Source organism: Collinsella aerofaciens, assembly GCF_040915425.1.
Classification (GTDB): Bacteria; Actinomycetota; Coriobacteriia; order Coriobacteriales; family Coriobacteriaceae; genus Collinsella; species Collinsella aerofaciens_BW.
In genome coordinates, this window is record NZ_JBCPDN010000009.1 from 30,586 (window position 1) to 42,271 (window position 11,686).

An 11,686-nucleotide genomic window follows, 5' to 3' on the forward strand; every position below is an offset into this window, starting at 1 on the left:
GATGCCGGCTGTGCCTGATCTGCCGGCTGAGCGGGGGCCTGAGCAACAGGCTGGCCCTCTGAATCCGGAGTGGCGAAACGACTGCCCTGGACGCCTGCCTGCGTCTTGGGGGCATCATCGCCCGCACCGGAGGTACGGAAGTGGTTACCCACTGGTGCTCCTTATCGTCGTGCGTTTAAACTACATGAGCGCTTTGTATTTTAGCAGCATTAGCTTTGCTGCACATAAGAAGCATGGCGTGCTTAGGGATCCCGTCGGCCGTGCACAGGGTTACTCTCCAAATCGTCCTCGGACATGTCGGAGCCCCCGCTGCGCACTACGTGCGGCGGGGGCTCCTCCGTCCTGCGGAAAGATTTGGAGAGTAACCCTGTGTCCGGCCTGCGATAACTAAGGGGTCGCTGCGTTTATCTTGAGGTGCTGCATATACAAAGCTGGAAGGGTCTGAATTGCGCTTTGTCGATATATGCCCTTTTTCCTGATGGGACCGTGCTTGAGGGGCGTCTTCATGAGTTGCGGTGAAATAGGGACTGTTTTACCAGTTAAAAGGTCTAATCAGTCCCTATTTCACCGCAACTGAAACAGGGGCGCTCTCCAAGAGAGCGCCCCTGCCGGGTTTCCATAGTTCTGGCGAAGCAGTCCTTGAGATCCGCCTTGCCTTATGCCAAGAACTCCTTGGTGGTCGCCACGATGTTGGCGGCGTCCAGGCCATACTTGTGCAAGAGCTCGGCACCCGGGCCGGACTCGCCAAAGGTGTCGTTGACGCCGATCTTCTTGAGGGGCGTCGGGCACTGCTCGCACAGGACGTCGGCAACGGCGCTGCCCAGGCCACCGATTACAGAATGCTCCTCGACGGTCACGACGTGGCCGGTCTTGGTGGCGCTCTTGACGATCAGGTCGGCATCGATGGGCTTGATGGTGTGCATGTTGATGACCTCGGCGTCGATGCCCTCGGCAGCGAGCTGCTCGGCGGCCTCGAGAGCCTCGCCGACCATCAGGCCGCAGGCGATGATGGTGACGTCGGCGCCCTCGCGCATGACAATGCCCTTACCCAACTCGAAGTTGTAGGTCTCGGGGTCGTTGATAACCGGCGAGGCCAAACGAGCGAAGCGCATGTACACCGGACCGTCGCACTCGTAGGCGGCGCGCGTTACGGCGCGGGCCTCGACGTCGTCGGCAGGAACGATCACAGTCATGCCGGGGATGACGCGCATGAGGGCAATATCCTCGCAGCACTGGTGCGTGGCGCCATCCTCGCCCACCGAGATACCGGCATGCGTGGCACCGATCTTAACGTTGAGGTGCGGGTAGCCGATGGAGTTGCGGACCTGCTCAAAGGCGCGACCGGCAGCGAACATGGCAAAGGTGCTCGCGAAGGCAACGCGGCCGGTGGTCGCGATACCGGCGGCGACGCCCATCAGGTTGCTCTCGGCAATGCCCACATCGAAGAAGCGGTCGGGGCAGGCTGCCTTGAACTTGCCGGTCTGCGTGGCGGCAGCCAGGTCGGCGTCGAGGACCACAAAGTCATCGTGCTCGTTGGCGAGCTCGACGAGGGCCTCGCCGTAGCTTACGCGCGTGGCGATTTTCTTGACGTCTGCCATCCTAGAGCTCCTCTCCGGCGGCCGTGAGCTCTGCCATGGCCTGCTCAAACTGTTCATCGTTGGGGGCCTTGCCGTGCCAACCAACCTGGTTCTCCATAAAGGAAACGCCCTTGCCCTTCATGGTCTCGGCGATGATGGCGGTCGGCTGACCCTTGGTGGCGCGGGCCTCGGCAAAGGCGGCGCGGATCTGATCGAAATCGTTGCCGTCGGCAAGCTCCACCACGTGGAACTTAAAGGCGCGGAACTTGTCGGCGAGCGGCATGGGGTCGTTGACCTCCTCGACGGGGCCGTCGATCTGCAGGCCGTTGTGGTCGACGATCACGCAGAGGTTATCGAGCTGCTGGTTGCCGGCAAACATGGCTGCCTCCCAGACCTGGCCCTCCTCGCTCTCGCCATCACCCAGCAGGGCGTACGTGCGGTAAGTATCGCCCCAGTGCTTGGCGGCAACCGCCATGCCCACGGCGGCGGAGATGCCCTGGCCGAGCGAGCCGGTGGACATATCGACGCCCGGGGTGTCGTTCATGTTGGGATGACCTTGCAGGTGGCTGCCGATATGGCGCAGCGTCTCGAGATCCTCCTTGGGGAAGAACCCACGCTCGGCGAGCACGGCGTACAGGCCCGGAGCGCAATGGCCCTTGGAGAGCACAAAACGGTCGCGATCGGCCTTGCGGGGATCGGCCGGGTCGACGTTCATTTCCTCAAAGTACAGATAGGTCATGATGTCGGCAGCGCCGAGCGAACCGCCCGGATGGCCGGACTTGGCAGCGTGCACGCCGGTGACGATGCCCTTCCTTACCTCGTTGGCAACCTTTTTGAGCTCTTCGTCGCTCATTGTGCCTTCCTTTCATCCTCATTAGACAAAATGCGCACGGCACCGAAGGTAATCCCAACACAGCCGCAATGCACGTACGTCATTCATTATGCTGGAAACTGATGGCTTTACCAGAGTTTTTATCATTATTTGAACAATTTAGCAGGCAGAACCGCTGATGAAACGGTTTATCAATGTGAACGTCTTTTGGATGGAACGCGATCGACCCTACGCGCTAATGTCCTTGAATCCCTCGCCGAAGGCTTCCGTAACGTCGGCAACCGTCACGATGGCATGAGGATCGCGCTCGCGCACGATCGTCTTGAGGGTATTGAGCTCTCGACGGCTCACGATGACCATAATCACTGGCTTCTCGGCACCCGAATACATGCCAGTCGCCTTAAACTTGGTACAACCACGACCCAGGCCATACATGATATCGGCAGCGATATCAGGGAACTTGTCCGAGATGATGAGTACCATACGGCGTTTGTTGCCACCATCGACCACGGCATCGATCACGTAGCCGCTAATGACCATCGAAAGGCCTGCATACAGTGCGTTTTCGATTGAAAAGACCGGAGCCGATAGCGCGCATACGGCAACATCGATCGCCATGACGGTCGAGCCCACCGGCAGCGAGGTGTTACGCGAGATGATTTGGCCAATCGTGTCCGAGCCGCCGGTGTTGGCGCCGGCGCGCAACACCATGCCGTAACCGATGCCCGTAATAATGCCGCCCCACATGGCAGGGAGCATCAGGTCCGCATCCGCCAGAGGTGCTACAAACGGGGCGAACAGATCGGTAAAGAAGCCCAGCAGCACAAAGCCCGTCGCGGTCTGCACCACGTAGAACATGCCGCCCTCGCGCATAACGACCAACAACAGCAAGGCGTTCATCACGATCGTCTGAATACCAACGGGAAGCGATAGGCCGCGCGCCGCGCCGACCGCCTGGATAATGGTGGCAAGGCCCGTAACGCCACCGGCGGCAAGACCGTTGGGAATCAAAAACAAGTCGGTCGCGATGGCGGCCAAGGCACACCCCAACATGATCTGGGGCAGGTCGTGAAAGAAGTTCATCGAAAGAATGCGCTTGATGTCCAGACGATATGCCATGCTGCCTCCCTCAAAAAAGCGCACCCAAACGGATGCGCTTTGAACTTCTTCTTGTATTCGATTCTACCGATCCGCCGGACAAAAACCACCCCTGCGCAGGGTTTATTCTGGATACAAACCCGTCCAACCGTTGGGCTTGGCATCGGCTTGAAGCCACCCGATGTTTTAGACCTCCGAGCCTTCTGCATCGGCGTTGCCGGTAGCCCAGCGATGGTAGCCAATAACAAACGGGTCCAGGTCGCCATCGTCAAGGACGGCCTCGACATTGCTGGTCTCCACGCCCGTGCGTAAGTCCTTGACCATCTGGTACGGGTAGAGCACGTAGCTGCGAATCTGGTTGCCAAAACCAATCGTGGTCTTGGGTCCGCGGATCTCATCGAGCGCCTCGGCGCGCTTCTCGAGCTCAATCTCGTACAGGCGAGCCTTGAGGATCTGCATGCACGCGGCCTTGTTCTGAATCTGGCTGCGCTCGTTTTGGCAGGTGACCACAATGCCGCTGGGAAAATGCGTCACGCGCACGGCGGAGTCGGTGGTGTTGACGCCCTGACCGCCCGGGCCGCTCGCGTGGTACACGTCCACGCGGATGTCATCGGGACTGATCTCGATGTCGATATCATCGGGTAGCACGGGGATGACCTCGACGCCGGCAAACGTGGTCTGGCGGCGCTTCTTGTCGTCGGTGGGGCTAATGCGAACCAAGCGGTGGACGCCGGCCTCGGCGCGCAGCATGCCAAATGCGTCCTTGCCCTCGACGGTAAAGGTCGCACGGTCAATGCCGATGACCTCGGCCGCGGGACAGTCGTTGATGGTGACCTTCCAGCCGCGACGCTGGCAGTACTTCATGTACATCTTAAAGAGCATGAAGGTCCAGTCCTGGGCCTCCAGACCACCCTGTCCGGGCTTGATGGTCACAATGGCATCGCCGTGATCGAACTCACCGGTAAACCAGCTCGAAAGCTCAAGCTCATCGATGGCACGGGCCAGGCGCTCAGCCGTGGCTGCAGCCTCCTCGCGAAGGGCGGCGGCGTCGGGGTCATCCCCCATCTCCTCGGCAAGCTCCAGCGCGGCGCGGGCATCGGAAAGCTCGCCGCGCGCGGTGTCCACGGCAGCGATATCTTCCTTGGTGCGCGCGATCTCCTCCATGGTGGCACGGGCGGCGTCGGCGTCATCCCAAAAGCCAGGGGCAACACTTTTGGCCTCGAGCTCGAACACGCGGGTACGCTTCTCGTCCAGGTGGAGATACGACTCGACCTCACCGAGCCGGTCCGCAAACGCGTCCAGCTCGGCGGGCGTTACCTCTAAAGCCTCAGCCATTAACGATTCCTGCCGTGGCAGTACTTAAACTTCTTGCCGCTACCGCAGGGGCACGGGTCGTTGCGGCCCACGTTGACGTACGGATCGTCGCTCTCGGACTTGCGATAGGTGGTCACCTTGCCACCGTTGTTGACGGCAGCCGGACCACCCTGGACAGCTGTGCGGGCCTGCACCTGCGCCTGCTTGCGCAGCACCGAGCCGCCGTTGTCACCATCGACCTCGGCAGGACCGGAGAAGTGCGCACCCTCGAGCGCGGGCTCCTCCTTGTGCTCCACGGCACGCGGGGCAGCCTTGATCTCGATGCGCAGAACCGTACGCAGGTAATCCTCGTACATGGTATCGACGAGTATCTGGAACGCGCCGTAGGCCTCGGTCTTGTACTCAACCAGCGGGTCGCGCTGGCCAAAGCCGCGCAGGCCGATGCCGGTCTTGAGGTAGTCCATCTCCTGCAGGTAGTTCATCCAGCGGGTATCGATGACGCGCAGCATGACCTGGGTGTTGAGCTCGCGCATCAGGTCCTCGCCCAAGCGCTCGGCCTTCATGTTGTAGCACTTCTCTACGTAAGCCAGGACATCGGCAGCCAGGGCCTCATAATCCTCGTCGGGGAACTTCGGCGTATCGATGTGGCCGGTGAGCTCCACAACCCACTTGCGCAGGCCCTCCAGGTCGCGCTCGCCATCGTGACTGTCCTTGGTGCAGAACTCCTGCACGCAGCGGTACACGGTGTCGTGCATGACCTCGGTGATGTGGTCGGTCAGGTCCTTGCCGTCCAGAATCTTATTGCGCTCGGCGTAGATGACCTGGCGCTGCTTGTTCATGACGTCGTCGTACTCAAGGACGCTCTTACGCATGGAGAAGTTGATGCTCTCGACCTTGTGCTGGGCGCTCTCGACGGCCTTGGAGATGATCTTGTGCTGGATGGGCATGTCGTCGCCCATGTCGGCCGTGACCATCATCTTGGAGACGCGGTCCATCTTGTCGCCGCCGAACAGGCGCATGAGGTCGTCCTCGAGCGACAGGTAGAACTGGGTCTCGCCCGGATCGCCCTGACGACCGGAGCGGCCGCGCAGCTGGTTGTCGATACGACGGGACTCGTGGCGCTCGGTTCCGATAACGGTCAGGCCGCCGGCGGCAAGCACGCGCTCGCGCTCGGCCTTGCAGGTCTCCTTGGCCTCGGCGTTAAACTGCTCGAGCTGCTCGGGCGTCACGTCCTCCATGGTCAGGCCCTCGTACTCAAGGCGCTCGCGCACCAGCTCGTCGGGGTTGCCGCCCAGCAGGATGTCGGTACCACGACCGGCCATGTTAGTAGCGATGGTCACGGCGCCGTAGCGTCCGGCCTGGGCAACGATGTGGGCCTCGCGCTCGTGATGCTTGGCGTTGAGAACCTCGTGCGCGATGCCGCGCTTGGTAAGGGCGGCGGACAGCTTCTCGGAGCTTTCGATGGAGACGGTGCCCACCAGGACCGGCTGTCCCTTGGCGTGACGTCGCTCGACGTCGTCGGCAACGGCGTTGTACTTGGCCTGGATGGTACGATATACCAGGTCCTCGTGGTCCACGCGCTGCACGGGCTTGTTGGAGGGGATGACCTCGACGGGCAGCTTGTAGATCTCGCGGAACTCGGCATCCTCGGTAAGTGCCGTGCCGGTCATACCGGAAAGCTTGTCATACAGACGGAAGTAGTTCTGCAGGGTGATGGTGGCCAGGGTCTGGTTCTCCTCGCGTACGAGCACGCCCTCTTTGGCCTCGATGGCCTGGTGCAGGCCCTCAGAATAGCGGCGGCCCTCCATGATGCGGCCGGTGAACTCGTCGACGATCTTGACCTCGCCGTTGGTGACCACGTACTGCTTGTCGCGATGGAACATGTACTGGGCCTTCAGCGCCTGCTGCAGGTGGTTGACCAGCTGGCCCGAAAGGTCGGCATAGATGTCCTCGATACCCAGGCGGCGCTCGATCTTCTTAAGGCCGCGCTCGGTGGCGGCAATGGTGTGCTTGGCCTCGTCCATGACATAGTCGCCCGTGGGCTCCACGTCCTCGGTGGCGGTGAGCATGTCGTGCGACACGTCCTCGCCGCGCTCAAGGCCGCGCACGGCACGCGCGAAGTCCTTGTAGGTGCTGGCGGACTTGGTGCCGGCACCCGAGATGATGAGCGGCGTTCTGGCCTCATCGATCAGGATGGAGTCGACCTCGTCGACGATGGCGTAATGGTGGCCGCGCTGCACGCGCTGCTCGGGACGGGTGACCATGTTGTCGCGCAGGTAGTCGAAACCGAACTCGGAGTTGGTGCCGTAAGTGACGTCTGCCTGGTAGGCCGGGCGCTTGAGCTCGAGCGGCATGTTGTTCTGGAGCAGACCGACGGTCATGCCCAGGTACTTGTAGATGCGGCCCATCCACTCGGAGTCGCGCTTTGCCAGGTAATCGTTGACGGTAACGACATGCACGCCCTTGCCGGCGATAGCGTTGAGGTAGCCGGCCAAGGTGGAGACGAGCGTCTTGCCCTCGCCGGTCTTCATCTCGGCAATATGACCCTCATGAAGCGCCATGGCGCCGATGAGCTGTACGTCAAAGTGGCGCATGCCCGTGATGCGCTTGGAAGCCTCGCGCACGGTGGCAAAGGCCTCGGGAAGCATGTCGTCGAGCGACTCGCCGTTGGCGTAACGCTCGCGGAACTTATCGGTCTGGGCGCGGAGTTCCTCCTCGGTCATCTTCTCAAACTGGGGCTCAAGACCGTTGATCTGGTCGACGATCTTGTAGTAGCGCTTAAGGTCCTTATCGGATCCAAAGGACAGCAGCTTTGACATGAATCCCATGTGGTTTTCCTTTTTGGCCATCGCCCACGCCGTGCAGCTGCGGGCGAGTTAAACACAGATGATTGTACTTTAGCCAAACAAGGCGCGGCCTATACGGTCGACCTCGACCGCCACGTAATAACTACGACCCGACCGACCTGCCAAAAAGGGACTGGTTTATTTTGGCAGGTTTTATCTGGGAAAACGCCGTCACTCTGCCATTTGGTGCAAACCAACCCGTCCCCTTCGCACCAATCTGGTGCAATGGGAACGGGTTAGCCTGCACCAATAAAAAGAAAAGGGCCGCGCACCCAAACGGATGCGCGGCCCTTATGCCATGAATGCGAGTGATTCCGCGGCGAGCTATTTACTCAGCAGCCTCGGTAGTCTCGGCCTCGGCAGCGGCCTCCTCGACGGGAGCCTCTGCGGGAGCCTCGGCGGCCTGCTTGGCAGCCTCCTCGGCAAACTTAGCAGCACGCTTGGCCTTCTCGGCAGCCTTAGCCTCAGCGGCGGCCTTGCGAGCGGCCTCGGCCTCAGCAGCCTTGGCAGCCTTGGCAGCCTTGGCCTCCTCGGCCTTCTTGAGCTGGGCGGCAGCGGCGCCACCGAACTTGTCGGCGAAGCGCTGGACGCGTCCACCGGTGTCGACGAACTTCTGCTGGCCGGTGTAGAACGGGTGGCACTCGTTGCAAAGCTCAACCTTCATCTCGGACACGGTAGCGTGCGTCTTGAAGGTGTTGCCGCAGGAGCACGTCACCGTGCACTCGACATACTGGGGATGGATACCCTGCTTCATGGTAGGACTCCTTATTGGTCAGGCGCTGGTTACCGATCAGCGCATAAGGCGTCTTGGTTTCCGACCAAGACAACAAACTCGGCTATGGTACCACGGCGTCGAGCGTCCCACAAAAGGTTCACGGTCTTTGCGTTGTGCATCGCGCCCAAGGCACAGCAGACGACACGACGAATCGCGGCAAACGGGCGCCTTTGCCCCTTCTCCCATGTTGCAGACGTGTAACGCCGCAGCAAAGGTGCCCCTTTTTGCGCAGGACAGGTACAATGATGAACACTGTACCGTAGCGGAGCGCCGCCGCGCGCCGCCAACACGCGAAAGGGTTTCCCATGGCCGAGATCTCGTCCTCCCGCATCGTCATCACCGTCCTTGGCAAGAACCGCCCCGGTATCGTCGCCGGCGTCACCCGTGTTCTGGGCGAGGCCAACGTCGACATCCGCGACATCACGCAGTCCATTATCGAGGACATCTTCACCATGACCATGCTGGCCGACACCGCCGAGTCCAAGCTCGACTTCGCCGAGCTGCAGAAGGCCCTGGCCGAGGCCGGCGAGCTTTCGGGCGTCAACGTGTCCATTCAGCGCGAGGACGTCTTTAACTTTATGTACCGCCTGTAGCGAACAAGCCGCTCGGGGCAGCCTGACGTCATATCGTCCAAGCGCGCGGCCCCAAAGCGGACCGGAGAGGAGTGCGCATGGCCTACGACGCCAAGAAAATCTACTACCGCTTCGACGATCACCTGAGCCGCCTGGTTCTGGATTACGAGGCGAGCCGTCAGATTTCGCCCGAAAGCGAAAACCTCTACCACGGCCTGCCGACCGCCCCGTACGACGAGGGCTTGTTCGAAGAGCACAATGTCAAGCGCGGCCTGCGCAATGCTGACGGCTCGGGCGTGGTCGCGGGCCTCACTCGTATCTCGGATGTGCACGGCTACAACAAGGTCGACGGAAAGGTCGTGCCCGATCAGGGCAAGCTCACGCTTCGCGGCTACAGCATCGAGGATCTGGTCAACAATGCCCAGGCCGAGAATCGCTACGGCTACGAAGAAGTCGCCTATCTGCTTATCACGGGTTCGCTACCCAACAAGGAAGAGCTCGACGGCTTCTGCGAGCGCCTAGGTGCCTTTAGACATCTGAGCGACGAGTACGTCAAAGAGTTCCCCATGACCACGGTGTCGTCGAGCATCATGAACGTGCTCCAGCGCGCCGTGCTGCTGCTCTACGCCTTCGATGCCGAACCAGACGTGATCACGCCCGAGCACGAAATCGACGTCGCCATTTCCATGCTCGCACGTCTCCCGCGCATCGCCGCCTTCGCACACATGGCCTCGATCGCCAAGCTTCGCGGCTCCGAGGTTCACGTGCCGCACCCCACGCCCGGTCTCTCCACCGCCGAGACCATCCTACAGGTCCTGCGCGGCGGCATGGCGTTCACCCGCGATGAGGCGATGCTGCTCGACGTTATGCTCATGCTGCATGCCGAGCACGGCGGCGGCAACAACTCCACCTTCGCTTGCCGCGTGCTGTCGTCTTCGGCCACCGACCCGTATTCCGCCTACGCCGCGGCTATCGGCTCGCTCAAGGGCCCGCGCCACGGCGGTGCCAATGCCAAGGTCGTGTCTATGCACGAGGACATCCGTGCGCACGTCTCCAATTGGGAGGACGAGGACGAGGTCGCAGCCTACCTGGGCAAGATTCTCGACAAGCAGGCCTTCGACGGCACGGGTCTCATCTACGGTATGGGCCACGCCGTCTACACGCTGAGCGACCCGCGTGCCGAGGTGTGCCGCCGTTACGCGCGCACACTTGCCGCCAAGAAGGACCTGGGCGATGAGTTCGCGCTCATCGAGCGCATTGAGCGCCTGGCACCGCAGGTGATGCGCGACCACGGCATGACCAAGCCCATCTGCGCCAACATCGACCTGTACACAGGCTTTATCTACAAGATGCTCGGCGTGCCCGAGACGCTTTTTACGCCGCTATTCGCCGTCGCCCGCATGGCCGGCTGGTCGGCACACCGCATGGAAGAGCTCTTCTGCGCGCACCGTATTATTCGCCCCGCGTATCGCCCGGTTATCGAGCCGCTGGAGTACAAGCCGCTCGCCGATCGCTAGGACGCGGACCGTTATAGAACCCGAGCGTGGCCAGGGCATCATCGCCCTCGGCCACGCTTTTTATGCCAGTAGAAAGGGCTTCATCAAATGATTGTGTTTTCCGATATGGATGGAACGCTGCTGACGAGTGATAAGCAGATGAGCGACGCCACCTGGGCGATGCTCGACGAGCTTGCGCGCCGCGGTATTGAGTTTGTGCCCTGCACGGGGCGCCCGCTGTCGGGCATCTTTGAGCCCATCCTCGCCCATCCTGCCGTGCACTACGCGGTCTGCGCCAATGGTGCCAGCGTCTGGCAGCTCGACGAGGATACGCCCATCGACGCCTCACGTGCTACGCGCATTTTGAGCCGACCGCTCGATTGCGGCATTGCCCACCGCATCCATCGCATTGCCGCCGGCCACGATGTGACCTTCGATATCTTCGCGGATGGACAGTGCTTCCTCCCCCGCTCGCTATACGGGCGCCTGGATGAGTTCTGCGGCGGTGACCCCCACATCGCGGCTTCACTCAAGCGCACACGAACGCCGATCGACATGGATATCGACAGCAAGATCGACGAGGTCGAGACGCTCGAACGTATCGCCATGTACTGGCACAACCCGGCCGATCGCGACGCCATCGCGACGGCGCTCGACACGCTCGGAGGCATTGAGGTCACGCGTTCGTACGCCATGAATATCGAGGTCATGGGCGAGGGCGCCACCAAGGGGACGGCCCTCACGTGGCTATGCGAATACCTGGGCAAGCGTCTCGCCGACGCCTGGGCGTTCGGCGACAACATCAACGACATCCCCATGCTGCAGGCAGCGGGCCACGGCATGGCCATGATCAACGCCGAGTCCGAAGACCGCGAGGCCGCCGACGCCATCACCGAATACGACAACGACCACGACGGCGTCGCCCGCACCATCATGGCCGCCCTTGCCTAGTCATTGGTCAGTCATTGGGTGTTCCTATAGTTTTGTCAACCGTCGGGGCTACTCCCGGTAGGGCACCCGGTCGCGCATCACGGCGTATATCGCCCTGAGCCGCTTCCTCGCGACGGCCTTGAGCGCCCGCCCGTGCCCCATGCCCCGCGCCCTGCAGGCCCGGTAGTACTCGCCGTAGCGCCCCGAGGACCTCACCAGGCTGTTGCACGAGAAGATCAGCAGGGA

Annotated in this window: 9 protein-coding genes; 3 read left to right on the forward strand and 6 right to left on the reverse strand. The window is 61.6% G+C overall.

Annotation, left to right across the window (positions count from 1 at the left end; all coding sequences use genetic code 11):
- Window positions 1–656: 656 nt before the first annotated feature.
- The 6 genes from AB5164_RS02325 to rpmE all read right to left on the reverse strand — a co-directional run bounded on the left by AB5164_RS02325 (window position 657) and on the right by rpmE (window position 8,421).
- Window positions 657–1,598: a transketolase family protein gene (locus AB5164_RS02325; protein ID WP_117769460.1), complete on the reverse strand. Its 942-nt coding sequence runs from the start codon at window positions 1,596–1,598 to the stop codon at window positions 657–659.
- 1 nt (window position 1,599) lies between these two features.
- The gene (locus AB5164_RS02330; protein WP_006235308.1) at window positions 1,600–2,430 is read right to left on the reverse strand and encodes a transketolase; all 831 of its coding nucleotides are present in this window, start codon (window positions 2,428–2,430) and stop codon (window positions 1,600–1,602) included.
- 207 nt (window positions 2,431–2,637) lie between these two features.
- Complete coding sequence (locus tag AB5164_RS02335; RefSeq protein ID WP_195247200.1) at window positions 2,638–3,528, reverse strand: YitT family protein; 891 nt, start codon at window positions 3,526–3,528, stop codon at window positions 2,638–2,640.
- Between the two features lie 165 nt (window positions 3,529–3,693).
- On the reverse strand, window positions 3,694–4,842 hold the full coding sequence (prfB, locus tag AB5164_RS02340; protein ID WP_195521201.1) for a peptide chain release factor 2: 1,149 nt from the start codon (window positions 4,840–4,842) through the stop codon (window positions 3,694–3,696).
- Window positions 4,842–7,649 carry a preprotein translocase subunit SecA gene (gene secA / locus AB5164_RS02345; protein WP_195521202.1) on the reverse strand — a complete coding sequence of 936 codons (2,808 nt, stop codon included), beginning with the start codon at window positions 7,647–7,649 and terminating at the stop codon, window positions 4,842–4,844. The genes prfB and secA overlap by 1 nt, the downstream gene beginning before the upstream one ends.
- Window positions 7,650–7,995: 346 nt before the next feature.
- Window positions 7,996–8,421 carry a 50S ribosomal protein L31 gene (gene rpmE / locus AB5164_RS02350; protein ID WP_006235303.1) on the reverse strand — a complete coding sequence of 142 codons (426 nt, stop codon included), beginning with the start codon at window positions 8,419–8,421 and terminating at the stop codon, window positions 7,996–7,998.
- 326 nt (window positions 8,422–8,747) lie between these two features.
- Here rpmE and AB5164_RS02355 point away from each other — a divergent pair, with 326 nt between their 5' ends.
- The 3 genes from AB5164_RS02355 to AB5164_RS02365 all read left to right on the forward strand — a co-directional run bounded on the left by AB5164_RS02355 (window position 8,748) and on the right by AB5164_RS02365 (window position 11,461).
- Window positions 8,748–9,035, forward strand: a complete 288-nt coding sequence (locus AB5164_RS02355; RefSeq protein ID WP_006235289.1) for an ACT domain-containing protein — start codon at window positions 8,748–8,750, stop codon at window positions 9,033–9,035.
- Between the two features lie 77 nt (window positions 9,036–9,112).
- Entirely contained in the window at window positions 9,113–10,531 is a 1,419-nt protein-coding gene (locus AB5164_RS02360; protein ID WP_368142461.1) for a citrate synthase, read from the forward strand.
- 87 nt (window positions 10,532–10,618) lie between these two features.
- Window positions 10,619–11,461 (forward strand): Cof-type HAD-IIB family hydrolase, encoded by an 843-nt coding sequence (locus AB5164_RS02365; RefSeq protein WP_368142462.1) that lies wholly within the window; start codon window positions 10,619–10,621, stop codon window positions 11,459–11,461.
- Window positions 11,462–11,686 lie beyond the last annotated feature (225 nt).